Here is a 25544-nt window from a genome sequence, read left to right on the forward strand (position 1 = left end):
CGGCCGATGCCGTACCGGGCGGATTCCTGGCACAGTTGAAGCTCGAACGCTCGGCGCGATGACGAGGAGGACCCGATGACCCACTCGACCGGAGACCGTGCGGCACCGACCGTACAGATCAGCATCGGGGCGCCGACCTACACGCTGGCGTTGCACTACGTGCATCTCTACGACAAGAAGCCCTACCCCGACACCGACCTGCACCTCTACGACAACGGCGTCTACTGGCTGAGCTCGGCGGGCGAAGACCACTTCGGGGTCTACGTCCTCACCGAGGGCTCGGTGGACTCCGGGCGGTTCACCATGCGCTTCATCTCGTTGCCTTCCCCGGACTGGGGCGATACCGTCGCCTATCACGAACTCGAGTTCGATGTGGCGCGCGGCGAATTCACCCAGGTGGCCCTCGCCGACACCGATCCCGATATCCCCGATCTGGACGGGACGTTCGCGATCACCCGCAACACGATCACCGATCCCACCCGCCGCGACAGGTGATTCAGCCGAACCGAAAATATTGACATCCCACGATTTGCTGGAAGACGCAGGTCGCGATGGGCCCGCCGACCGGGCGGGCCGGGGGCTTCGCCAGGGCGGGGACGGATGATCTCCACCACACCTTTACCCTCATAAGCATGCAGTCCTGGTCCGACACCGCCGTCCCCGCCGTCCCTGGAGCAGGACCGCCGTTGCGGTTGTACGACACCGCCGACCGACAGGTACGGCCGGTCACCCCCGGCGCGACCGCCACCATGTACGTCTGCGGGATCACCCCCTACGACGCCACCCATCTCGGTCACGCCGCGACCTACCTGACCTTCGACCTGGTCAACCGGCTGTGGCGGGACGCGGGCCACGAGGTGCACTACGTGCAGAACGTCACCGACGTCGACGACCCGCTGTTCGAACGCGCCGAACGCGACGGGGTGGACTGGCGTGAGCTCGGCGCCGCGGAGACCGACCTGTTCCGCGAGGACATGTCCGCGCTGCGGATCGTGCCGCCGCGCGAGTACGTCGGCGCGATCGAATCCGTCGACGAGGTCGTGGAATTCGTGCAGAAACTGCTGGCCTCCGGCGCCGCCTACGTCGTCGACGACGCCGAATTCCCGGACATCTACTTCCGCGCCGACGCCACCGAGCAGTTCGGTTACGAATCCGGCTACGACCGGTCCACGATGGAGCGGCTGTTCGCCGAGCGCGGCGGCGACCCGGACCGTCCGGGCAAACGCGACGTCATCGACGCGCTGTTGTGGCGCGCGGCCCGCCCCGGCGAGCCGTCCTGGCCCGCCCCGTTCGGCGCGGGCAGGCCCGGCTGGCACATCGAGTGTTCGGCGATCGCGGTCAACCGCCTCGGCCCGGAATTCGACATCCAGGGCGGCGGCAGCGACCTGATCTACCCGCACCACGAATACTCCGCCGCGCACGCCGAGTCGCTGATCGCCGGTCGTCGTTTCGCCCGCCACTACGTGCACGCCGGTCTGATCGGGCTGGACGGGGAGAAGATGTCGAAGTCCCGGGGCAACCTGGTGCTGGTGTCGGTGTTGCGCCGCGACGGCGTCGACCCGGCCGCCATCCGGCTGGCGCTGCTGGCCGGGCACTACCGCCAGGACCGGATGTGGACCGACGCGCTGCTCGAGCACGCGCAGCACCGCCTGCGGCTGTGGCGCGACGCCACCGCCCGCACGGCGGGCCCGTCGGCTACCGACACCGTCGCGCGGCTGCGCCAGCATCTGGCCGACGACCTGGACACCCCCAAAGCGCTCGACGCGGTCGACAACTGGGCCCGTCAGGCCATCGACTACGGCGGTCAGGACAGCGAAGCGCCCGCCTTGATCACCACCGCGGTCGACGCTCTGCTGGGCATCCGCCTGTAAAAGGCCTGCGCGGCGCTGGTCTCCCGGCCGACCACTTGCCCACATGGCGTGTTCGTGATGGGGTACCGGCGTGTGCAAGATTCCTGGCCTGGGACTGTTCGGGCACGGCGGCAAACTGGCGACGCTCGCGGTCGGACAGTTGCAGCCCGCGGCCGAGCCCACCGATCCGCGCACGATCGCGGCGCGTATCCGCTTCTTCGGCGCCGACAGCATCGACACCGAATCCGGCGCACCGCGAACGGATCGGGTGGTGCTGTCCTGGATCGGCTGCACCACCTACGCCATGGCCATCGGCGGTTCGGTCTTCCTGCTCGACGCGTGGGTGCCGCGGCTGACCAGCACCGGATACGTCCCGGCGACACCGCAGGATCTGGTGGACCTGGCGCCCGCGGCGATCTTCATCGGTCACGGGCACTTCGACCACGCTGGTGACGCCGCCCGCATCGCCCAAGCCAGCGCCGCCACCGTGCACGGCACCGCCGAACACTGCGCGACCATCACCGCGCAGGTCACCGATCCGGCGTTCGCGACCGCCGCGCACGGCGACGCGGACACACCGATCGGCACCCGCGACGACTTCAGCGTCGGCGCGGTCGAGGTGACCATCGTGCGGCATCTGCACTCCGCGCGCACCCCGCCCGACCCGATCGACGGATCCCCGCGCTTCTTCCCCCGCCCGCAGCCCGGGATCATGCTCGCGCATCCGCCGACGCTCGGCGGCCTACTGCAAGGAGTGGGGCGCCTGCGCGACCCGGAGGGCGGGGTGCTGCTGTACCAGTTCCGGGTACCGGGCTGCACGCTGGTCTGGCACGACTCCACAGGCCCGCTCACCGAGCGCGCCCCGCACGTGTTCGACGTCCTCGCCGCGCTGCCGCCCACCGACGTGCAGATCGGCGCGGTGCAGGGCTACAACCAGATCAACAACGGCCTGCGCGATCCACGCACCTACATCCAGGCGCTGACCCCGGCGCTGTTCGTGCCCAGCCATCACGACAACTGGCTGCCCGGCCTCACCGCCGGCGCCGCCACCTACGACGCGCCGCTGCGCGCCGAACTGGCCCGCATCCCCGCCGCGCAACGACCGGACCTGCGCACCATGCACGATCCGTCCGACTATCTGCGACCCCAGCGACTCACCTTCACGCTGTGAGGCGTCCACGCGGATTCGCTACAACCTCGCCTGCTGGCCCTCCGGTTGGTGCACAGTCTCGCCCGGCTGGTCGGCGTAGAGCAACGCGATCTGCTCGGCGTACTTGGCCGCGATCGGCTTGCGCCGCAACTTCATCGTCAAGGTCACCTCGTCACCGCCGGGTTCCCAGAACGTCGGCAGCACGGTGAACCGTTTGATCTGCTCGACCCGCGACAGCGTCGCGTTGCCCGCGGCCACACCGCGCGCGATCTCGGCGACCACACCGGCGTCGGCCGCCAGCGCCGCGGCCGACGCGTCCGGCAGATCATGCTTGGTGGCATACAGTGCCGCGGTTTCGGCATCGATGACGATCAGCGCCGTGTTGTACGGGCGGGCCTCGCCGATCACGGCGATGGCGCCGACCAGCGGGGTCGCGGCTTTGATCGCGTTCTCGATGTTGGCCGGGGACATGTTCTTTCCGGCCGAGTTGATGATCAGCTCTTTCTTGCGGTCGACCACCCGCAGGTAGCCGTCGTCGTCGACGGACAGGATGTCGCCGGTGTGCAGCCAGCCGTCGGGGTCCAGCGCCTCGGCGGTCTTCTGCGGCTCCTTGCGGTACCCCTTCATCACCAGCGGTCCCCGCACCAGGAATTCACCGTCTTCGGCGATGCGCCACTGCATCCCGGGCAACATCCGGCCCACCGAACCCAACCGCGCCTGCTGCGGTGAACAGGCACTGGCCACGCAGGTGAGCTCGGACATGCCCCAGATCTCCGAGATCGGGATGCCGATCCCGAAGAAGAACCCGAGTGTCTGCGGCGGAATCGGCGCGGCGCCCGACATCGCCCACTTCAGCTGGTCCAGACCGATTTTCGCGCGCAATCCGGACAGCACCCGCTCGTCGGCCTTCGCCCATTCGGCGGCCAGCGGCGCGTCGATCGGTTCCCCGCGCAGCTGCGCGTCGGCCTTGCGGGCCGCCACATCCAGCGCCCACTCCAGCGCGGCGCGGGTGGCGTCGTCGGATTCGCTGGCCACGGAGAACTCGATGGCCGCCTTCAGCTTCTCCCATACCCGCGGCACCGCGCCCCAGATCGTCGGGTGCACGTCGGCCAGCGCGGCCGGCAGCAGCGACCGATCGGGCACCACGGTGATCTGCGTGCCGTACACCTGCTGCAGATACAGCGAACAGAACCGGTCGGCCATGTGCGCCGAGGGCAGATAGGAGGTCTGCCGGTCGCCGAACTCGACCGGCAGCACCGCATGGAACGCCCGCGCTTCGGCCAGCAGATTGGCATGGGTGATCTCGACACCCTTCGGATTCCCGGTGGTGCCGGAGGTGTAGACGAGGGTGAGCACGTCCTCCGGGCGCACGGCGCGCCAGGTGGCCTCGAAGTCGAAATCGGGGCGGCTCATGGCCTTCAGCTCCTCCAGGCTCAGCGTGCCGCCGGGGGTGCCGTCGATGCAGACGATGGTTTCGATCGCCGCCCCCGAGCGCCGGATGCGCTCGACGTACTGCTGTTCACAGACCACCACCCGGTTGCCCGCGTTGCCGAACACATAGTTCAGCTGCTCGGGCGAGAGGGTGTTGTACACCGAGAACGAGGTGGCGCCGGTGTGCTGCGCGCCGACCTCGATCGGATAGAACTCCACCCGGTTGCCCATCATCAACGCCACGGTGTCGCCGCGGCCGACGCCGAGGGCGGCCAGCCCGCCCGCGACCGCGCGGACCTGCTCGGCGTACTCCCGCCAGGTCAGCGTCTGTGCGCCGCCGATGGAACGGACGGCCACCGCGTCCGGATCGATCGCCACGCTGTGTTGGAATGCGGCACAGGACGTATTCGGTTCGGTCATCGCACACCTCGTTCGGAGAAACCCAGCTTCCCCAGACAGTAGGTGCCCGACCGCGGCGAGTGGGGCGTTTCGATCGTTTTCGAGTCCAGCGGATTTCCGCTCGCGTCTACCGAACTCGCTCTCGCGCAAGGGATTCGGTGTGGCGACCGACGGGCGCCGCTGGGCTGCGGCTGTCTAGACGGTCAACGCCGCGACGGCTTTGGCGTACATGGTGTTCTTGATCGCGCCGAGGGTGCCGGGGTCTTTGCCGCCCAGCGGCGCCAGCAGGGCCAGCGCGGTGTCGGTGACGGCGCCTTCGGCGGCGGTGGCGTCGACGATGTCGGCGGCCGCGGCGTCGAGGCCACCGAAGCGGCGGCCGGTGGTCATCGAAGCCACCGCGGTCTTCGGAGTGAGCTTGGCTTGGATGAGTGCGGCCATGCCAGGGGTGAACGGAATGCGTATGTCGACCTCCGGGAAGCAGAAATAGCCGCGGTCGGCGCGCATGACGCGGTAGTCGTGGGCGATGGCGAGCATGGCGCCCGCGCCGAACGCGTGGCCGGGCAGCGCCGCCGCGGTGGGCATCGGCAACGTGAGGATCTTCGCGAACAGTGCCTGCACCTGCCCGACGTACCACTCGGCGCGATCGGCGTTCTCGGCCAGCCAGTCCAGGTCCAGGCCGTTGGAGTAGAACTTGCCGCTCGCGGTGGTGACCAGGCCCGCGGCGCCGTCGGCGAGCGCGGTGTCCACGTGGGCGACCACGTGTTCGATAACGGCGGGGGAGAAACGGTTTTCGTCGCCGCCCAGATCCAGGACGGCGATCTTGTCGTGGTAGTCGAGTGTGGGCATGGTGAGTCCTTTGGGTAGGGGATAGGGGACCGGGGGATCGTCAGGGTGGCGGGCCGACCGCGAGGACGGCGCGCACGGCGCTGCGGAGGTATTCCCGCGCACGGGGATCGGCGAGCCGCTCGCGGCGCAGCAGCACGGCGGTGGGCAGGTCGACCAGGCACAGGGTGATCACGTCGACGGCGCGGCGGTCGCCGCGCTGCCACAGGTGTCGCGACAGCCGGATCATCAGCTCCACCAGCATCCGGTCGGTCGCGGCCAGGTCGGCGGCGACCGCCTCGGGCAGCTCGCCCAGCAACTCTTCGCGCCGCACGGCGAGCAGCAGCCGCGACGAGTCGGGATGCCGCTGGGCGAACACCGCGGGCGCCTCGGCCGCCGCGACCACGGCCTCGACGCCGTCACTGCTGCCCAGTGCCGTCTCGACCAGCGTGGTCTGCAGGTCGAGGAATCGGCGAGCGGCGCGCAGCCAGGTGCGGCCGAGCAGTTCCGCGCGCGATCCGAAGGTGTGGTAGATCGCGCCGTTGGACATGCCGGTGGCGGCCGCGACCGCGCGTGTGGTGACCGCGGCAGGGCCGCAGCGAACAGCCAGTGACTCCGCGGCGTCCAGCACGGTGTCGGGGTCGTGCGTCCGGGGTCGTGGCATGGCGCCACTATAACAGAGCGTTTGCTCTGTTATTTTCGGCGCGCCCCGCGGCCCAGATAACCCAGGGGCCCTAGATATTTCGGCTGGTAACAGGTACCTAGGTGTACCTACGGGGTACGCCGCGGTACTTCGCCCGGCGCGGTCCCGTCGACGCTACGATGGGGTACTGTTCGGTCCCTCACCCCCCCTGCCCGAACGAAGAGAACGGCGCCGCGAATGTCACGTGTGGTCACCAAGGAGCAGTACTTCGACACCGGCTTGGAGGTGCTTGCCGAATTCGGCTTCAAGGGCCTGAACATCGGCGTGCTCTGTCGCCGCCTCGGCGTCACCAGCGGGTCGTTCTACCACCACTTCGGCAGCTGGCAGGGATTCGTCGACGCCTTGCTCGACCACTGGGAGAACCGCCAGGTGCGCATCCTCGGGACGATGCCGTTCAACCAGGGCAATCCCGACGACGACATCCGCGCCATGTCCGACCTCGCCGCCGGACTGCACCACGCCGCCGAAGCCGCGATCCGCGCCTGGGCCGCCAATGACGAATCGGTCAACCTCGCCCTCAAACGCGTCGACGAATCCCGCAGACGCACTGTGCACAAGGCGGTCAAAGGCGTCGTCGGCGACGATGACACCGCCGCCGTGGTCACCTCCCTCGGCATGGCGATGCTCGTGGGCTACCAGCAGATCGCCGCGGGCGGCGAGGACCTGTCCCTGGACGGATTACTGGCCGAATACGCCCGCCTGATCTACTCCCACGCCCGCCGCTGAACGCGGTCTACCCCAGCAGCTCGTCGACATAACACCACCGCCACGCCTCGCCCGGCTCTACGCTGCGCATCACCGGATGCCCACTGTCGGCGTAGTGCCTGGACGCGTGATTGCCCGGCGAGGAATCGCAGCAGGCGACGTGCCCGCATGACAAGCACATGCGCAGATGCACCCAGTTCAATCCCTCCGCCAGGCACTCGGCGCATTCGTCGGGCCCAGCGTGCGTGCGCACCAGAGGCGCCGAACGCAGATGCGCGCAGGTGTCGCCGCTCGGTGGCGCCGCCAGCGGTTCGACACGCTCTTCCTCGGTCTCGTCGTAGCGGTCGATCATGGACTCTTCCAGGTCCAATCGAGCCAGCACGTATTGCAGGACCTCATGATCCACCGTGCCCGAATCCCGCACCCGCAATACCGTTTCGCGTTCGGCGCGCAACATCTCCAACCGCAGCCGCCGATACTCGGCGGTGGGCGTGACCAGCTCCGACTCCGCCCGCCCCAGCCGCTCCCAGGCGGCGTTGGTCTTCCAGGTGACGCGATCACGCAACGTCTCCACCACACCCGGCGGCGTATCGGGCGTGATACGTGCCTCGAGCACGGCCAAACCCGCCGCGGTCGCCTGCTGCATCAGATTGGCCTTCTGTAATGCGTCCTCCGCGCGGCTGGGCCCGCGCAACCGCAACCACCGCACCAGCCACGGCAGCGACGTGCCTTGCAGCAGAAGCGTTCCCGCCACCACCACCAGCGCCAGCAGCTTCAGCACCGGCAACTGCGGAGTGTCCTGCGGCAACAGCAACACCGCCGCCAACGTCACCACACCACGCATGCCCGCCCACGACACCACGACCAGATGACTCGCCGGCACCGCGCCACCCATTCCGAGACTGCGTGACAGCAGCGACGAACCGAACACCCACACCGGCCGTGCCAGCACGGTCGCCGCCAGCACCGCCAGCGCCGCGAGCACCAGGCTGCGATGATCGAGCCCGCTGCGCCAGGCGCCCTCCAGGATCCCGCGCACCTGCAACCCGATCAGGACGAACACCGCGCTCTCCAGAATGAACTGGATGGTCCGCCAATTGGTGCGCTCGGCGATCCGCGACGCCGCGCTCTGCCACACCGGCGCGTTGTGCCCGAGAATCATGCCGCAGGTGACCACCGCGATCACTCCCGACGCGTGGACGCCCTCGGCGGGCAGATACGCCACGAACGGCGCCAGGAACGACAACGTCGTATCCAGCACCGGATCGGTGATGCGCCGCCGCAGCATCGCCAGCAGATAGGCCACCACGATCCCCACCGCCGCGCCGCCACCGGCCGCGAGCGCGAAGTCCGCACCCGCCTCCCAGATCGACACCATCCCCGCCATCGCCGCCAACGCCGTGCGCAACGCCACCAGCGCGGTGGCGTCGTTGAACAGCGACTCGTCTTCCAGGATCGTGACGATCCGCCGCGGCATCCCGGTCCGGCGCGCCACCGCGGTCGCCGCCACGGCGTCCGGCGGAGCCACCACCGCCCCCAGCGCGACCGCGACCGCGAACGGCACCGGCAGCAGCCACCACACCACCACCGCCACAGCGAACGTCGTGAACAACACCAGCCCCACCGACAGCAACGCGATGGTGCGCGCGTTGGCCCGGAAATCCACCAGCGACGTGCGAATCGCGGCGGTATACAGCAAAGGAGGCAGCAAACCGAGCAGAATGACTTCCGGCTCCAGGTGGATCTCCGGCACGAACGGCAGATAGGAGGCCGCCACCCCGGCCAGCGTCAGAACCAACGGCTCGGATATCCCGAACCGGCGCGCCAGCGCCGCCAACGCGGCCGCTGACGCAATAAGAACAACCAAGCCGATCGCGACGTCCACGGTGGAATTCTTCCAGAGCGCACGATCGGCAAACGGCCCGCACGGTACATGACACGTGCGCGGTCGACCGAATCACTGTGCCCGGGCGCGCACACGCGCCATGCTTGTCGGCGACGAGGAGGTAGACATGGAGGAGTTCGCGGCCTGGCGGGCGAACGGACGACGTCTCACACATCGCGGCCACCAGATCTTCTGGCGCGACGGCGGCGGCGGCACGGACGGGACACTGGTGTGCATCCACGGATTCCCCACCGCGTCCTGGGACTGGCACCGGCTCTGGCCGAGCCTGTGCGAACGCTTCGCGCGGGTCATCGCCCCCGACATGATCGGCTTCGGCTGGTCGGCCAAACCACGCCACTACGACTACCGCATCGCCGACCAAGCCGACATCCACGAGAACCTGCTGCGCGACCAGGGCATCCAGCGATTCCACGTGCTCGCCCACGACTACGGCGACACCGTCGCCCAGGAACTGCTCGCCAGGGACGCCGAACGCCGCGCGGCCGGTGACGAGTCGCTGGTGCTGGAATCGGTGTGCCTGCTCAACGGCGGCCTGTTCCCCGAAACCCACCGCGCGCGGCTGGTACAGCGGCTGCTGGCCAGTCCGCTCGGACCGCTGGTCGGGGTGCTCGGCACCGAGCGCACCTTCCACCGCAGCCTGTCGGCGGTGTTCGGGCCCGACACCAAACCCACCGACGCCGAACTCCACCAGTTCTGGCTGCTGTGGTGCAGCAGGCACGGGAAACGCAACGGCCACAAGCTGATCCGCTACATGGCCGAGCGCCGCAAGCACCGGCAACGCTGGGTGGAGGCCCTGCGGCAGACCCAGGTACCCATCCGGCTCATCGACGGGCTGGCCGACCCGGTCTCCGGCGGCCACATGGTGCGCCGCTACCGCCAGCTGATCACCGACCCCGACGTGGTGGAACTGCCACGCATCGGCCACTACCCCCAACTGGAAGCACCCGAGCAGACCCTCGCGGCCGTGCTGGAATTCCACGGCAACCGAGTCGACAAGCCCACCCCCTGAGCACGGCGGGAAAGGTCGTCGCGGACCGTACCGCGACGACCTTTATGGCAGACGCCATACCATGGCGATATGACATCGACACGCCGAGCCCGCAGCGACAGGACCGCACGCCCCCGGCCCGGGGACGCGCGGCGGCGGATGATCGACGGCGCGATCGACTCGCTGCGTGTGCACGGCGCCAGCGCCACCAGCGTGGACCGAGTCCTCGCGGCCACGGGCGCGCCACGCGGCTCGGTGTACCACCACTTTCCCGGCGGACGCACCGAGCTGATCACCGAGGCGGTCAGCACCGCGGGGGAGCTGATGTCGGGATTCATCGAGCGCCTCACCCACGACAACGACCCCGCCACCGCCCTGGACCGGTTCGCGGCGATGTGGCGGCGCACCCTGCTCGACAGCGACTTCCGCGCCGGCTGCCCCATCGTCGCCGTCGCCGTCGAAACCAACGACGACGCACCCGAATTCGCCCGCCTCGCCGGAGAGGTCTTCCAGCGCTGGCACCGCGCGCTCACCGAGATGCTCCAGCGCCACGACGTGCCCGCCGACCGCGCACGCCGCCTGGCCACCCTGACCATCGCCGCGTTCGAGGGCGCTATCGCGCTGTGCCGCGTCCACCGCGACATCACCCCGCTCGACGACGCGGTCGGCGAACTGCGCGAACTGGTCGCCGCCGCCCGCTGATCCGGCCAGAACCGCGATGTCCGTCACCGCGGCATCCGCTGATAGTCCCGCCACCCGCGCCGCCCAGCTCTTGACACACCCATTATGGTGTATGCCATAGTCGGTACCGGGCCGCGCACCCCGTGAATCACCTTCGCCCGGGCACACTCTCGCGTTCCAACCGCTGACACGCGCACCGAAGGAGCCGCCGATGTCCGCCGCCGACCTGCACCTGGAGACCATCGAACTCGAACGAGACGGGCGGGTACTCACCGCACGCGTCGTCGCTCCACCGTGGAACTTCGTCACCCCGGCCGTCGTGCGCGACCTCGACACCCTCACCGCCACGGTCGACACCGACGACACCGTCGGCGCGGTCGTGCTCACCGGCGGACTACCCGGCCGCTTCCTCACCCACGCCGACCCCGCCGCCCTCAGCGGCATGATCGACCTGCCGCACCCGTTCATCCCCGCCCGCGCCGCGGCGCCGTTCCTGCGCGCCACCACGGCCGCACTGCGCCTGCCCGGCGCCGCGGCACTGGCCGAACGCCGCGGCGGAGGACTCGGCGCCGGACTGGTCTGGGGCTACCGCTGGAAACGCACCACCTTGCGGATGAACCGCTCCCGCGCCGCCTACCTCGCCGCCATCAACGGACCCGCGCTCGGCGGCGGCCACGAGATCGCCCTGGCCTGCGACCTGCGCTACACCGCCGACGCCGACCACATCCGCCTCGGCCAGATCGAGACACTCGCCAACCTCATCCCCGGCGGCGGAGCGACCCAACGCCTGACCCGCCTGCTCGGCGCCGCCAAAGCCATCGAGATCACCCTCGAAGGCGCACCCCTCACCGCACCGCAAGCCCTGCGCCTCGGGCTGGTACACCGCGTGGTCGCCGCCGACGAACTGCTCGCCGAAACCCAGGCGACCGCGGCCCGCCTGGCCGCACGCAACCCCCGCGTCATCGCCGAACTCAAACGCGCCGTCTACTTCGGCACCGACAAGTCACTGTCCCGCGGCCTGGACACCGAACAGGCCGGATTCGTCTCCGTCGGCACCACCGCCGCGGCCGCCCGCACCACCAAAGCCTTCTTCGAGGACCTCGACCGCCTCGCCGACACCCCATTCCTCGCCGACCCGAAACCATGGCTGGACGGCACCCGCGTAGACCAGGTGAGCAAATGACCACATCCACCACACCCCCCGCCGCCGGAGCATGGCACAAGACCGCCTGCATCCTCTGCGAGAACAACTGCGGACTGCTCATCCAACTCGACGACCGACGCTTCGCCAAGATCCGCGGCGACAAAGACCACGTCGCCTCCGCCGGATACACCTGCAACAAAGCGCTGCGGCTGGACCACTACCAGAACGGCGGAACCAGGCTCACCACCCCGCTGCGCCGCGAACCCGACGGCAGCTTCACCGAAATCGACTGGGACACCGCGATCTCCGAAGTCGCCGCACGACTGACCGAGGTCAAGAACAACTACGGCGGCGACAAGATCTTCTACTACGGCGGCGGGGGACAGGGCAACCACCTCGGCGGCGCCTACAGCACTGCCCTGCGCCGCGCCCTCGGCAGCCGCTACCGCTCCAGCGCCCTGGCCCAGGAGAAAACCGGCGAAGGCTGGGTCGACGCCCACCTCACCGGCGGACACACCACCGGCGACTTCGAACACGCCGAAGTCTCGATCTTCCTCGGCAAGAACCCCTGGCAGTCACACGGCGTCCCACGCGCCCGCACCGTCCTGCAACAGATGGCCAAAGACCCCGCCCGCACCATGATCGTCATCGACCCGGTGCGCACCGAAACCGCCGACCTCGCCGACATCCACCTCCAGGTCCGCCCCGGCACCGACGCCTGGTGCCTGGCCGCCCTGCTCGCCGTCCTCGTGCAAGACGACCTCACCGACCACACCTTCCTCACCGAGCACACCACCGGATCCGACACCGTCCTGGCCGACCTCGCACACCTCGACGTCACCGCCTATGCCGACATCTGCGGCGTCCCCGAGCACCTGCTGCGCAGCACCGCCCACCGCATCGGCACCGCCGCCAGCGTCGCCACCTACGAAGACCTCGGCGTCCAGCAGAGCCCCAACAGCACCCTCATCTCCTACCTGAACAAACTGCTGTGGCTGCTCACCGGCAACTTCGCCAAACCCGGCGGCATGCACCCGCATTCGTGGATGGCGCCACTGGCCGGATACAGCCGGAAAGTCAAACGCAGCCCGGTCACCGGCGCACCCCTCTTCGGCGGCATGCTGCCGTGCAACAGCATCGCCGAAGAGATCCGCACCGATCACCCCGACCGGTTCCGCGCCATGATCATCGAATCCGCCAACCCCGCCCACTCGCTGGCCGACTCCGCCGCCTTCCGCGACGCACTGGACGCACTCGACCTGGTCGTCGTCATCGATGTCGCGCTCACCGAAACCGCCTGGCACGCCGACTACGTCCTGCCCGCGGCCAGCCAATTCGAGAAATGGGAAGCCACCTTCTTCAACCTCGAATTCCCGCACAACACCTTCCACCTGCGCGCCCCCGTCCTCGACCCCCTGCCCGGCACCCTGCCCGAACCGGAGATCTACGCCCGGCTGCTGCGCGAACTCGACGCCGTCGGCCGCGGCACACTCGGCCTGCTGCGCGCCGCCGCGAAACTCGGACGACGCCCCTACGCCTGGACCTTCGCCGCGCTGCTGGCCATCGACAAATCCCTCGGCGGCCTGGCCCCCTACGTGCTGTACGAAACCCTCGGCCCCACCCTGCCCGACGGCGCCCACCCCGCCGCCGTGCTGTGGGCGCTGACCCAACGCGTCGCCAAGGTCTACCCGGCCGCGATGCGCCGCGCCGGACACCGCGACGCCGACGCCTTGTTCGACGCCATCCTCACCAGCCGATCCGGGGTCACCTTCACCATCGACGACTACACCGACGCCTGGAACTACCTGCCACACCCCGACAAACGCATCCCCCTGGCCATCCCCGAACTCCTGCACGCCCTACGCGAACTCGCCGCCACACCCGCCACCCACACCAGCACCGAATTCCCGTTCGTCCTCTCCGCGGGGGAGCGCCGCTCCTTCACCGCCAACACCATCTTCCGCGACAACACCTGGCGCCGCCGCGACCCCGAAGGCGCACTGCGCCTCAACCCCGGCGACGCCACCCGCCTCGGCCTCACCACCGGCGACCGCGCCCGCATCACCACCCGCCGCGGCAGCGCCGTCGCCGCCGTCGAAATCTCCGACCGCATGCAACCCGGCCACGCCTCCCTGCCCAACGGACTCGGCCTCGACCTACCCGCCGGTGACGGCACCCAGCGCGTCGGCGTCGCCGCCAACGAACTCACCGACCTCACCTGGCGCGACGCCATCGCAGGAACCCCCTGGCACAAACACGTCCCCGCCCGCATCGAACCCGCCTGATCCACCCTCACCCGACCGTTTCCCCATCGCTGGCCAAGCGCGTGCCGCCTCCGCGCTCGGTCCCGCCCACACGGGCACGGCGAGCACGTCTTACGCAGGTTGATGAGCGTTTACCCACGCCGACCACCACGACCGGCCCTACAGTCGTCGCATGGCATTCCAGCTCGAACTGCAACCCGCCCCACCGTTGCGGTTGACCCCGGAGTGCCTGGTGCACACCGGAACCGCGCGACTGTTCGCCACCGGCATGCTCGTCCACACCTCTGGCGCACCACCCGAACCATTCGGATTCTTCCTCCCCGACGCCGCCGCGTTATCCGACGACGCACCCGAACCACAGGTCTGGGCCGAAGCATTCCTGATGACCGCCGTCGCCACATCCACCTCGAGCGTCTTCCCGTTCGGCCTGGCACACGTCGAAGCCAGCTACCTGCCCGACCCGCGCGGCGGCACACACCGCTGGCTGCATCTCGGCGGAGCCGCCCACATCGGCAGGGAACTGCGCCTCGGCTACCGGGTCACCGTCCAGACGCGCTGACACCGGCAGCGCGCCGCCGCACGACCCGCACGATGCCACGTCAGGCGGTCGCCGCGGACTCCCGCTCGCTCACCCCACGCTCACCCGCCTCGACCGGCGCACGCGTCACCGCCACCCACGTGTTGTTCACCGCCGCCGCCCCCGAGAACGCGTCCGTCAACGCCGGATCATGCAACAGGTTCACATTCGCCCCCGGCAGCGACGCCGCCACCATCCAGCCGACACCCGGCTCCTGATGCCCCCACCCATGCGGAATCGCCACCGTGCCGACCCGGATATCGTCACTGACCTCCAACGGCACCACGATCGACCCGGTCCGCGAACGCACCGTCACCCGCTCGCCGTCGCCCAACCCGCGCGCGGCCGCGTCCCGCGGATGCATCAGCGCCGTACAGCGATCCCGCCCCTTCACCATCGCAGGCACATTGTGCAGCCACGAATTGTTGCTGCGCAGATGACGGCGGCCGATCAACTTCAAATCGAAGCCATCCGCCGGTGTGGTCAACGCCTTCCCGTCCCGCGCATCCGCCAGCACCTCCCGCGCGGCAGCCACGAAATCCTCCGGCGCCAAACACACCTTCCGATCCTTCGTCCCGATCAACGACCGCAACCGAGGCCGCAGCGGCCCCAGATCGATCCCCCCAGCCGCCGCACGCGCCTTACCCACCGTCAACCCCTTGCGACCACGCCGCAACACCCCATACGGGCCCGCCGCCACCCCGACCGCAGCCACCCGCACCGGACTGATCCGATCGAACACCCCGTTCAGCACCCGCCCGGTGAACCGGCGCGCGGGCAACGGCACCATTTCGGTGATCAACCGCGCCATGATCTGCCAATCCTCCAACCCGTCGGCGGGCGGCTCGAACACCCGCGCGTCGAAACGCAGGTTGTTCCGCACGCTGAACAGCGGGAACAAGAGATTGACGTCCTCCCGCTCCAACGGCGAGATCGGCGGCAAGATGATGTCGGCGTGCCGCGTCGTCTCCGTGACATACATGTCCACGGCCACATAGAAATCCAGCGAATCCAGCGCCGCACCCAACTGACCGCGCTGCGGCGTCGACAACACCGGATTGCCCGCATACGTGATCATCGCCCGGATCCGCCCCGGGCCCTCGGTCACGATCTCCTGCGCCAACGCCGCCACCGGCAACTCCGAACGGAACGACTTGTAGGTCCCGGACCGATCCGTCCACGCCCCATACCCCATCGGCAGATACTTCGCATACCGCGCCGCGTCGATCGGCGGCGTAGCGAACATCTGCCCGCCCGGCCGATCCAGATTCCCGGTCACCGCGTTGATCGTGTTCACCAACCAATGCGTCAGCGTGCCCGTCACCTGCTGACACACTCCGATCCGCGCGTACAGCACCGCCGACGGCGCCGCCGCGTGCTCCCGGGCGAGTTGGCGAATCGTCTCCGCGTCCACCCCCGCGTGCGGCGCCATCCGCTCCGGCTCCGCCTCGGCCACCAGCGCACGCAACCGCTCCCACCCCGTGTTCGCCGCGCGAACAGCCTTCTCGTCACACAGTTCCTCGACGACCAGCACGTGCAACATCGCCAGCAGTAGATACACGTCACCGCCCGGGCACACCGCGACATGCTGATCGGCCAATCGCGCCGTCTCCGTCCGCCGCGGATCGATCACCACCACCTTCCCACCGCGCCGGCGCACATCACGAATCCGCTGCTTCGCATTCGGCATGGTGGTGATCGACCCATTGGAGACTGCGGGATTCGCCCCCAGAATCACCAGCCGATCGGTCCGATCGATATCGGTCACCGGCATCAGCACATTCGAGCCGAACATCCGCCAGGCCACGAACTCCTGCGGGAACTGGTCGATCGACGACGCCGAGAAGAAGTTCCTCGTCAACAACGCCGCACGCAACATCACCGCGTACAGCACCGCCGAACTATGCGCCGCCGGATTGCCCAGATACATGCCGATCGCGCTGTTGCCGTGCTCCCGGCGCACTTTCCGCAGCCGCCGCCCGATCTCCCGGAACGCCTCGTCCCAACCGATCGGCTCGAACGACGAACCCACCCGCCGCACCGGAGTGCGCAACCGATCCGGGTCGTGATGCAACCCGCCCATCGCCGTCGCCTTGGGGCAGATGTACCCCTTCGACAGCACGTCCTCCGGATTGCCCTCGATCCGCGTCACCCGGTCACCCTCGACCGTGACCAGGATTCCGCAGTGCGCCTCGCACAACGTGCACTGCCGGGCGATGGTGCTAGCACTCATGGATTTCACCTTCTGCCGGGTCGCTTCCCACAGGCTAACCGGGGGCCACCGCTCCCGTACAGGGCTCTATGTTCCGCCGCCCATCGGGTCACAACCTCCCGCGCGCTCGGCGCCACACCGCCGTAGCCGAGACGCAGGGGAGCGAGCTACACGTTCGAGGTGGTGGCGCCGCTGGCGACAGTTTCCGCCTTCGGTGCGGCGAATCCGGGCAAGAACCGATTCGCCGTGGGAATCATCAGGTGAATCAGCGGGCCGATCCCGAACGCGTACACCAGAGTTCCGATACCGACGCTGCCGCCGAGCACCCACCCGACCGCCAACACCGTCACCTCGATCGCCGTACGCACCACCCACACCGATTCACCGGTCCGCCGAACCAGGCCGGTCATCAGCCCATCGCGCGGACCCGGACCCATACCGGCCCCGATATACAACACACTCGCCACAGCGTTCAGCACCACCGCGACACCCATCGCACCCACCCGCACCGCCAGCGAATCCCACGACGGCAACCACGCCAGCCCCGCATCCACCGACAGCGCGATCACCACGACATTGCTGACCGTGCCCAGTCCCGGCAACTGCCGCAACGGAATCCACGCCAGCAGCACCACGACACCGGTAATCGCCGTCACCGCACCGAAACTGATCGGCACATGCCGCGCGACTCCCTGATGGAACACATCCCACGGATCCAGCCCGAGCCCCGCCCGCACCATCACCGCCATAGAAAACCCGTACAACCACAACCCGACGTACAACGCGATCAACCGACGAACCAGCACCCCTCCAGCCTCGCTCCAACTGGACCCGGAAACCAGAGCCACTCACCAATCACTGGCCCGCAAAACAGAATCCACCGCGCCGCTCATCGCAGTCCGACAGTGCAGTTCATTTCATCACTGTGACGTTTCCGTGCGACCAGTCGAGAGAGCCAGGGGAGAGGTATCTAGCGAATTCACAATACTCACCCGTCATCACGAAGACCGCCGAGAATTGCCACCAGCCGATCCAGGTGACGCTCGACGACCCGCCTCAGGCCGAGCGGCGCGTGCGATGCTCGGCGACGTGCACCCGATTCGAACAGCGCGTCGAGCAGAACCGGCGCCGCCCGTTGCGGGAGGTGTCGATGAACACCAGCCCGCAACCGGCCCGGGCACAGCGCCCGATACGGTTCGGATCCTCGCAGAACAGCTCCGCGAGCCCCGCCGCGGTGTACGCCTTCACCCGCTCATCCATCGGCGCATCTTCACGCGCGTAGTGCAGGTGCGGCTCGCGTCCGTCGTGCGTGGAGATATACGGCTGACTCGTGGTCTCCGCCAAAAGCGCGTTCAGCAGTTCCACGCTGGGCTTGCTGAACACCTCGTCGAGTCTGGTTATCCACCGCCGCAGTTCGGCGAGCTGGCGGGCATTCAACGACCCGAGCGGTTTGTATCCGGATTCGTCCAGCAACCGGATCAGGTCTTGCTCCGGCCCCGCGTTCACCAGCCGGGCGGCCAACTCGGCCGCCGCTCCGCCGTAAGGGTTGAAATGCACAAAGCCATTACATCAGTCTGGGATCATGATCGCTATCTGCCCAGCCTGCCGCTGGCCCGAACCCGTTTCGATCTCCGCACACGGCCCCGTGCGCTACCTGCGTTGCGTCTGCGGCCAATGGCTGATCAGCGAAAACGGCACTGTTGTCGCCACCGCGGGACACAGCACACTCGGCGATGAGACGATGCCACCCGGCGCAGCATGAGCAGCCCAAATATTCGCAAACTTCACAGCCGCAAAGGGATTCGGTTACCGCAAAGATCCTGCCACCAATATGCGGCCACGCGAGCGCAACTCCGCAACGCGGTGACAGTGCGCCGACACCCAGCGGTCAGTCCCGGCAGACAGCCGCCGACGATCGAGCAACGAACGCAAGACGCGATCACGCAGCCGCTCATGGGCCACGCCGAAATTACCGCCGATAATCGACATTATGTCAACTAGAGGCTGCGGATCGCCCATGCCCGCATTCACTGGCCACTTCCCCGTCTCGGTGCCGGACCAACCCCGCACGATGGTCCGGCACCGAGAGACAGTTCAGGACAGTGTGTCGGCCAACTCCGCGTGGAGGTCGAACAAGGCCGGAATCTGATCTGCCGGGCGGCGACCCATGCCGCACTCGGTGGCGATGCCGAATTCGGGTACGGCGGTGCGGGCCGCTTCGATGCGTTGCAACGCTCCCGCCCGGCCGTCGGTAGCGTGGACCAAGCCGAGATAGAGGTCGGTTTCGGGCGGAAGGGCAAGGTCGGCAAGGGGTTTGAAGTACTCGGCGTCGGTGCGCGAACGCGGAACCGGCAGGTGGATCCACTGGACAGGCCGGTCCAGCCCGGCCAGGATGCGTCCCGCTACCGCGGCCAGCCGGCCGGTGTCGACGGGTTCGGCGAAATGGCGGTGGCCGAAGTCGCCGTAGCAGAGGTGATAACCGAGTTCGACCGGTTCGGGCACCGCGGCGCCCAGCCGGACGAGCCGCTTCCCCACTTCCTCGAGCTGGGTCGGATAGTCGGTTCCGAACCAGGACGGGAACACACCCTCGAAGATCGCGAACTCCACAGCGGTATCCCATTGCACCGCAAGCTCGTCAGCCGGGATGCCATCGAGGATGACGGCGAGCTCGGCGAGCAGTTGCGCCTCGTACCGGCGCTCCAACTCCCCCTGCGGTCCCGCGACGAAGGCCCCGATCACCGCGATCGGAGTCGGCAAGCACACCTGGAATCGGGTGCCTTCCGGGATCGTTCCGTCCTCGCGGAGCTGTCGGAACACTTGCCATGACTCCAGAGCGGCATCCGCGTATCCCAGCGGACCGAAGTCGATCGATGCCGCGTCCACGCCCGGCTTGGGTTGCACCCGTTCGCTGGGCCCGTATTCCGGGCTCGGCGGCGGGACGGTTTCCAGGTCCGGATGCGCTTGCATCTTGGGCAGCTGCCAGACCACCCAGTTGTCGCGCACACCGGTTTCCCCGTCCGGAATGCGCTTCAACCGGGTCCCGATCCGCCGCGCCGCTTCCGAGAAAACCGTCCGTGCATTCGCCAACGGCACACTGCCGCACAGATGGACTCCGCGACCCCTACCCACCGCAACCCTCCTAGACATGGCCTATCGCTGCTCGGCGCCGACCTGGCCGAAACCAGTCAGTTGCCACGTACCCTCGCCAGGCGCGGATCGACAGCGCGGCAACCAGTCAGGTCGCGCCACGCGATGCAGCGTAGGCGCGGACAGAACGCCCGATTCCCCATCTCTGGGAAACAGCGAGCCACCGGTTCACTGGCGGAATGCGGCGCCGTCAGGACCCCACGCCGATCGCGGACTGAACGCGGTCGGCAGCGCACCGTAGCTCGACTCCGAGAACATCTACACTCCCCCAGTCCACCCCCTGTCTTTGCGGTTTTGGAACGGAAAGATGGGTTCATTGCGGACATTTGGATAGGTGGAGTTATATGCATATATACGCAGATTTACGTATCCAAATGTTTTGCATCCGATCTCTGGGTTAAGTCGAACCGCCACAGTCGCGTGAAACACTCGAGCCACTTGCCAGACCGGCGACAGCTCGATGGTTGACCGCGCTGCTTCCCCGCCGCACTCTTCGGCACGCCGACAAACACTCCCCTACCCCGCCCCATCGCGAGAGTTCTCGCCACAAAACGGATCCCCCGAAGGCGAGCTCGGAAGTTGAATGCAGAGGAACGCTCGGCCTACCCGAACACCTTCCCGGGTTGATCTCCGGCGCAAGGCTATTCGCGTACGGATAACGGGGTGAACTAATGTTCGATCGGTGCTCGGACATTCACATGCGACCAGCGGCGCGTTGGCCTGGTCGGCGGCGGCAGCGGTGCTGCCGGTTACGGTACTGACCTACCCGGCTCTGCAGGATGCGACGGGGCATCTCGGGACGGTCGATCTGCTGCTGGGCGCGTTTCTCACCGCGGGTGCGGCGCTGCTCCCGGATGCGGACCATCCTGACGGCACGATCGCGCACGCGTTGGGTCCGATTACGCATACGGCATGCCAGCTCATTTCCTGGATCTCGGGCGGGCATCGCCACGCCACGCATTCTTTCGCGTTCGTCGCGGCCGTCGCATTCGGCACCTGGGCAGGCGAGCATTGGCTCGGTCGCTGGTTCACCCTGAGCCTGGTCTTCTTCCTGCTGTCCTTGGCCGTGCGTGCGTTGCATCTGTGCCCGCCCGGCAACGGCTTCGAGTCCTGGGGGCCGATCGTCGTTCTCGCGACCGGAGGCACCTTCGCGATGGAGCACTGGATCGCCGACAAACCGGTCTGGCTGCCCTTCGCGGTGGGCTTGGGCGCGTTGGCCCACTTGCTGGGCGACTGTCTCACCGACCGCGGTTGCCGCCTGTTCTGGCCCTTCGACATCCGCGTCAGCTTCCCGATCATCGATCGAACCGGCAACAAGGTCGAAACCTGGATCGTCTCACCGCTTTTCACACTCGGCACGCTCGCCATCCTGTGGTACACCATCACCCACCAGCCCTGACGAACAACACCTGAAACCCGCGTCCGCCGCTATCGGATCCCGGCCGAGGCGATGGCGGCGGGTCAGTCGAAACATTGTTAAATGCGAATATCTACGTAAGCAGATGCTTTGCTGCCTCCACGTTGTCGATCATCGACGTAGGTCCCTTTCGCTTCCTTCCTGCTTACGTCGACCAAACCCCGCCCTCCCCTGCTGGCGTCGTTTTCCCGGAGAACTCCGCACTCCCCCGGCTACCCTGATCGCATGCTTGCCTCGACAATGCGGCCACAGCGCTGGACGCCGCCTCCCGCTCCGGCTCGCGCCCGTCAAACCCGCAGCGTTCCTCCCCTTCCGGAGGTCAGAAGGATCGAGCTGCCCGGAGCGGGCCCCGAGGACGTGGTGCGCTCCCCCGGCGGCAGGATCCTCGCGGGCACCGACGATGGCGCGATTCTCAGCATCGATCCGGCGACCGGCGATGTGCGCGAGCTGGCGAACACCGGCGGCCGTCCGCTGGGTCTGCACGCCGATGCCGATGGTCGGGTGCTGATCTGCGATTTCGAGCGCGGACTGCTGGAGTTGGATACCGAAGGCACGCTGACGGTGCTGGTCGACGAGGTCGACGGTGAGCGTCTCCGGTTCGCCAGTAACGTCGTTCGCGATACTGACGGCACGATCTACTTCTCGTCGTCGTCCCGCCGGTATTCCCTGGCCGAGTACATGGGCGACATCCTGGAGCACTCCGGCACGGGCCGCCTGTTCCGCCGCGATTCCTCGGGCTCGGTGGAGACGCTGATCGACGACCTTCAGTTCGCCAACGGCGTCGTCGTCGCGCCCGACCGTTCCTGCGTGCTGGTGGCTGAGACCGGCGGCTACCGGGTGACTCGCTACTGGCTGACCGGCCCGAAGGCGGGAACGTGGGACCGGCTGATCGAGAACCTGCCCGGATTCCCGGACAATATGGGTCTCGGCAGCGACGGCTTGGTCTGGATCACGCTGCCTTCACCGCGGAATCCATTGTTGGACCGTCTTCTTCCGTTGCCTGGCATTCTGCGGCGCATCGTGTGGACGCTGCCGGAGTGGGTGCAGCCGAAGCCCGCGCGAACGGTGTGGGTGATGGCGGTCGATTTCGACGGCAAGGTCGTGCACGATCTGCAAGTCGAAGGAACGAACTACTCGATGGTGACCGGTGTGGTCGAGCAGGACGGCGTGCTGTATCTGGGTAGCCTCACCGAGTCGGCGGTGGCCGTGTCCCGGGTACCGTAGCGACGGTGCGCCGAGCGCCTCGCCGGCGCTCGGCTCCGGCATGCGCGATGCGCGCTGTGTTCATGATCGCTCGCTGCGCTCGCTCATGGCGCTAGAGCAGATCTTCGGGGTCGGCGTCGGCTTCGAGACGGACATCGGCGGCGAACCGGGATTCGGGGTCGTCACCGTCGGTGTGGGCGGCGTAGAGCAGCAGGCAGCCGCGGATGCCGTCGAGGAGGTCCTCCAGGAGGTCGAGTGCGGGACGCGCTGGGTCGAGGCGGCTGATGCGGAAGCTGGTGAGCATCGCCTCCCGTGTGTCGGCGTCCACGCCGAACCGGTGTGCCTGCGCTTCGATGTCGGCTACCCGGGCGACGAGGCTCCACGGCGCGGGGACGCGGCCTTCGTGCACGGCCATGGCTTCGGCGATCAGGTCGAGGACGACCTCGGTGGGCGTGTCGCCCGCGGCGAGTCGTTCGAGGACGAGGGTGGGGGTTTCGACCTGGAGTGCTTCGATCTCGTCGGCTTCGGCGACGACATCGGTGGTGGGTACGTTCGCGGCCTCGCCGGCGACCTCGGCCGCGGCGTACAGCCAGTGTGCGGCGGCGACGGACGCGGAAGCCGGGTCGAGTTCGGTGAACAGTTCGATGGTGCCGAGCGGGTCGGCGCGCAGGAGGGCGTCGGCGGCGTGGACTTGGGCCGGGGACACGTCCGGGCGGGACAGTTCGACGGCTTGGCGGGCTCGGCCGGAGAGGTCGCCGCGTTCGGCGGATTCGATGGCTTCCTGTTCCGCGCGTACTTCGGCGATGAGGGTGTCGCGCAGGGCGTCGTCGTCGATGTCGTGCAGGGTGCGTCCGATGCGGTGGGCGGATTCGACGACTCCGCTGTAGGAGACGACGAGGCCTTCGTCGGTGGGCAGGTTGGGGCTGCGGAGTCCTGCTTCGACTTCTTTGAAGTTTCTGCGTTCATCGGCGCGCCGCCATGCTTCGCTGTTGGGGACGTCCGGGTCGCCGGCGGCGCTGGCCGGGTGGGTGTAGGTGCGCCACTGGAACCGCGACAGGGTGGTCAGGTTCGACGCCAGATCGGTTGCCTGGTCGGTGGTCACCTGCGGGGGCAGTGTGGCGACCGTGTGGGCGAGGTCGCCTCGTCCGGTCGCCCAGATGGCGACGAGGGCGGTGCGGTCGGCATCGAATGCGTATCTGGTCACCTCGGCAAGTCTGGTCGATCGGCGGCGGATGTGCGCGGTCAATTGGTGCGCTCGCGGGGTGGCATGCGGCGTTTCGCCCGAACGCGCGGGGTGGATGGGGGCGGCGGCGAGGGTGAGAGCAACCGTGGGGCAGCGGATACGGTGGCGTCGGCCGGTGGTGGTGTGTGCGGTTCCGCATCGCGACGAGGTGTCGAGTCGGCGCACCGCAGGGTTGGGGTGGCTGTTGCGGGGCGTGTGTGGTGTCGGCACGGCGGTGTCGAGCGCGGGGATCGTGTCGGTTTCGCGACCGGCGACACGCGGATGCTTGCCCCAGAGCTCAGCAATCATCCAGTTACGCTACGGCGATGCGTACACGCAGTTCCCGTCACGGGTTGGCCGCGCTGTCCACCGCGGCGGCGATGCTGATGGTGTCCGGCGTTTCCGCTGCTCAGCCGCCTCGGGAGGTAGTGCCGTTCGAGGCGGATTTTTTGTGGGGTGTGGCGTCGTCGGGCTTTCAGTCCGAAGGTCATGCGCCGGACAGCAACTGGTCGCGCTACATCGCGTCGGGCGCGACGGCAGACCCGTACCGCGATTCGGTGGACTTCACGCGCCGCTACATCGGCGATATCGATCTGGCGGCGCGGCTGGGGGTGCGGGTTTACCGGGTGGGTATCGAGTGGGCGCGGTTGCAGCCCACGCCGGATACCTGGGACGAGGCGGCGTTCGGTTTCTACGACAATGTGATCGCCCGGATCCTGGCTGCGGGCATGCGGCCGATGCTGACCTTGGATCACTGGGTGTATCCGGGGTGGGCGTTGGATCGTGGCGGGTGGCGCAGTCCGGGGATGGTCGAGGACTGGCTGGCGAATATGCGCAAGGTGGTGCAGCGGTATGCCTCGCGCGATCCGCTGTGGGTGACGTTCAACGAGCCTGCCGCGTATGTCGGGACCGAGTTGCGCACGGGTGGGATCAGCGTGGAGGAGGGGCCTGCGATGGTGGATCGGATCGCGCAGGCGCACAACGAGATCTATGACGTCATCCATCGGTACCGGCCGGACGCGATGGTGACCAGCAATCTGGGCTATGTCGCTGGTGCGGAGGTGGAGGTCAATCAGCCGATCGTCGATCGGATCGCGGCGAAGTTGGACTTCATCGGGGTGGATTACTATTTCGCTCCGCTGCCGCAGACGGGTGAGTCGGCGCAGGGTGGTTCGGCGGGCGAGGTCCCGATGTGGGAGTTGCCGGTGCATCCGGAGGGGGTGTACTACGCGTTGCGGCATTACGCGCGTCAGTTTCCGGATCGTCCGTTGTATGTCGTGGAGAACGGTCTTCCCACGGAGAACGGGGAGGTCCGCCCGGACGGCTATACCCGTGCGGATCATCTGCGGGACACGGTGTATTGGTTGCAACGGGCGAAGGCCGACGGGATGAACGTGATCGGCTACAACTATTGGAGTCTGACCGACAACTACGAGTGGGGTTCCTACGCGCCGCGGTTCGGGCTCTACACGGTCGATGTCCTGGCCGATCCGACGTTGGCGCGGCGACCGACCGACGCGGTCGATGTGTACACCCGGTTGATTCGCCAGGGTGGTGTGGCGCCGAACTATCGGCCGACGCGCGCTCCGGTCCCCTGCCCGGAAATCGACGCGGCGGACGTCTGCGCCGGGGAGGGACTTGCCGAGGGGTGATGCGGCCCCGCTTCCATGGGGGCGTGGGGTGAGGGGGTTCCGGTAACGTCGGCGGGAGTATGTGTCGCGTT

The 25544-nt window shown here is 68.0% G+C and carries 21 protein-coding genes; 12 read left to right on the forward strand and 9 right to left on the reverse strand.

Translation table 11 applies throughout. The annotated features are described in order from the left end of the window. Positions 1-75: 75 nt before the first annotated feature. The 3 genes from ON34_RS13320 (at position 76) to ON34_RS13330 (ending at position 3021) form a co-directional block, all read left to right on the forward strand. A complete protein-coding gene (locus ON34_RS13320; RefSeq protein ID WP_040779168.1) occupies positions 76-495 on the forward strand; it encodes a hypothetical protein in 420 nt (139 codons plus the stop codon). Positions 496-632: 137 nt separating this feature from the next. Further along, the gene (gene mshC, locus ON34_RS13325; RefSeq protein WP_040779171.1) at positions 633-1871 is read left to right on the forward strand and encodes a cysteine--1-D-myo-inosityl 2-amino-2-deoxy-alpha-D-glucopyranoside ligase; all 1239 of its coding nucleotides are present in this window, start codon (positions 633-635) and stop codon (positions 1869-1871) included. Between the two features lie 70 nt (positions 1872-1941). Continuing rightward, a complete protein-coding gene (locus ON34_RS13330) occupies positions 1942-3021 on the forward strand; it encodes an MBL fold metallo-hydrolase (protein WP_174372032.1) in 1080 nt (359 codons plus the stop codon). A gap of 18 nt (positions 3022-3039) precedes the next feature. Here ON34_RS13330 and fadD11 read toward each other — a convergent pair whose 3' ends face one another. From fadD11 to ON34_RS13345, 3 genes are all read right to left on the reverse strand, one after another. Continuing rightward, on the reverse strand, positions 3040-4851 hold the full coding sequence (fadD11, locus tag ON34_RS13335) for a fatty acid--CoA ligase FadD11 (protein ID WP_040779173.1): 1812 nt from the start codon (positions 4849-4851) through the stop codon (positions 3040-3042). 174 nt (positions 4852-5025) lie between these two features. After that, the gene (locus ON34_RS13340) at positions 5026-5676 is read right to left on the reverse strand and encodes an enoyl-CoA hydratase-related protein (RefSeq protein ID WP_040779175.1); all 651 of its coding nucleotides are present in this window, start codon (positions 5674-5676) and stop codon (positions 5026-5028) included. A gap of 40 nt (positions 5677-5716) precedes the next feature. Then, on the reverse strand, positions 5717-6316 hold the full coding sequence (locus tag ON34_RS13345) for a TetR family transcriptional regulator (protein ID WP_040779177.1): 600 nt from the start codon (positions 6314-6316) through the stop codon (positions 5717-5719). A gap of 216 nt (positions 6317-6532) precedes the next feature. On the opposite strand from ON34_RS13345, the gene ON34_RS13350 reads away from it, so the two are divergent. Continuing rightward, a complete protein-coding gene (locus ON34_RS13350; RefSeq protein WP_040779179.1) occupies positions 6533-7081 on the forward strand; it encodes a TetR/AcrR family transcriptional regulator in 549 nt (182 codons plus the stop codon). Between the two features lie 7 nt (positions 7082-7088). Here the strand turns inward: ON34_RS13350 and ON34_RS13355 are convergent, their stop codons facing one another. Continuing rightward, positions 7089-8945, reverse strand: coding sequence for a Na+/H+ antiporter (locus ON34_RS13355; RefSeq protein ID WP_040779181.1), 1857 nt, complete (start codon positions 8943-8945; stop codon positions 7089-7091). A gap of 127 nt (positions 8946-9072) precedes the next feature. Between ON34_RS13355 and ON34_RS13360 the strand changes: the two genes are divergently transcribed. The 5 genes from ON34_RS13360 (at position 9073) to ON34_RS13380 (ending at position 14602) form a co-directional block, all read left to right on the forward strand. Then, a complete protein-coding gene (locus ON34_RS13360; protein WP_040779338.1) occupies positions 9073-9975 on the forward strand; it encodes an alpha/beta fold hydrolase in 903 nt (300 codons plus the stop codon). A 69-nt stretch (positions 9976-10044) separates the two neighbouring features. Beyond that, positions 10045-10656, forward strand: a complete 612-nt coding sequence (locus tag ON34_RS13365) for a TetR/AcrR family transcriptional regulator (RefSeq protein WP_245548018.1) — start codon at positions 10045-10047, stop codon at positions 10654-10656. A 190-nt stretch (positions 10657-10846) separates the two neighbouring features. Beyond that, positions 10847-11818: an enoyl-CoA hydratase/isomerase family protein gene (locus tag ON34_RS13370; protein ID WP_040779186.1), complete on the forward strand. Its 972-nt coding sequence runs from the start codon at positions 10847-10849 to the stop codon at positions 11816-11818. Next, on the forward strand, positions 11815-14064 hold the full coding sequence (locus tag ON34_RS13375) for a molybdopterin-dependent oxidoreductase (protein ID WP_040779188.1): 2250 nt from the start codon (positions 11815-11817) through the stop codon (positions 14062-14064). The genes ON34_RS13370 and ON34_RS13375 overlap by 4 nt, the downstream gene beginning before the upstream one ends. A 151-nt stretch (positions 14065-14215) precedes the next feature. Beyond that, on the forward strand, positions 14216-14602 hold the full coding sequence (locus ON34_RS13380) for a hypothetical protein (RefSeq protein WP_040779190.1): 387 nt from the start codon (positions 14216-14218) through the stop codon (positions 14600-14602). Positions 14603-14642: 40 nt separating this feature from the next. On the opposite strand, the gene ON34_RS13385 is transcribed toward ON34_RS13380, so the two are convergent. The 4 genes from ON34_RS13385 to ON34_RS13400 all read right to left on the reverse strand — a co-directional run bounded on the left by ON34_RS13385 (position 14643) and on the right by ON34_RS13400 (position 19835). Beyond that, complete coding sequence (locus tag ON34_RS13385) at positions 14643-16853, reverse strand: molybdopterin oxidoreductase family protein (protein ID WP_040779193.1); 2211 nt, start codon at positions 16851-16853, stop codon at positions 14643-14645. A 146-nt stretch (positions 16854-16999) separates the two neighbouring features. After that, on the reverse strand, positions 17000-17638 hold the full coding sequence (gene yczE / locus ON34_RS13390) for a membrane protein YczE (protein ID WP_040779196.1): 639 nt from the start codon (positions 17636-17638) through the stop codon (positions 17000-17002). 250 nt (positions 17639-17888) lie between these two features. Then, on the reverse strand, positions 17889-18389 hold the full coding sequence (locus ON34_RS13395) for a CGNR zinc finger domain-containing protein (protein WP_040779198.1): 501 nt from the start codon (positions 18387-18389) through the stop codon (positions 17889-17891). Between the two features lie 537 nt (positions 18390-18926). Next, positions 18927-19835, reverse strand: a complete 909-nt coding sequence (locus ON34_RS13400; RefSeq protein WP_218003885.1) for a uroporphyrinogen decarboxylase/cobalamine-independent methonine synthase family protein — start codon at positions 19833-19835, stop codon at positions 18927-18929. Positions 19836-20661: 826 nt separating this feature from the next. Here ON34_RS13400 and ON34_RS13405 point away from each other — a divergent pair. Next, positions 20662-21378, forward strand: coding sequence for a metal-dependent hydrolase (locus tag ON34_RS13405; RefSeq protein WP_040779202.1), 717 nt, complete (start codon positions 20662-20664; stop codon positions 21376-21378). A gap of 243 nt (positions 21379-21621) precedes the next feature. Then, a complete protein-coding gene (locus ON34_RS13410) occupies positions 21622-22620 on the forward strand; it encodes an SMP-30/gluconolactonase/LRE family protein (protein WP_245548019.1) in 999 nt (332 codons plus the stop codon). Between the two features lie 91 nt (positions 22621-22711). Here the strand turns inward: ON34_RS13410 and ON34_RS13415 are convergent, their stop codons facing one another. Then, the gene (locus ON34_RS13415; protein ID WP_218003886.1) at positions 22712-24130 is read right to left on the reverse strand and encodes a hypothetical protein; all 1419 of its coding nucleotides are present in this window, start codon (positions 24128-24130) and stop codon (positions 22712-22714) included. A 17-nt stretch (positions 24131-24147) separates the two neighbouring features. Here ON34_RS13415 and ON34_RS13420 point away from each other — a divergent pair, with 17 nt between their 5' ends. Further along, complete coding sequence (locus ON34_RS13420; RefSeq protein ID WP_051022485.1) at positions 24148-25473, forward strand: family 1 glycosylhydrolase; 1326 nt, start codon at positions 24148-24150, stop codon at positions 25471-25473. Positions 25474-25544: the final 71 nt, after the last annotated feature.

The sequence above is a fragment of the Nocardia pneumoniae NBRC 100136 genome (assembly GCF_000308755.1).
In the GTDB taxonomy this organism is placed as follows: Bacteria; Actinomycetota; Actinomycetes; order Mycobacteriales; family Mycobacteriaceae; genus Nocardia; species Nocardia pneumoniae.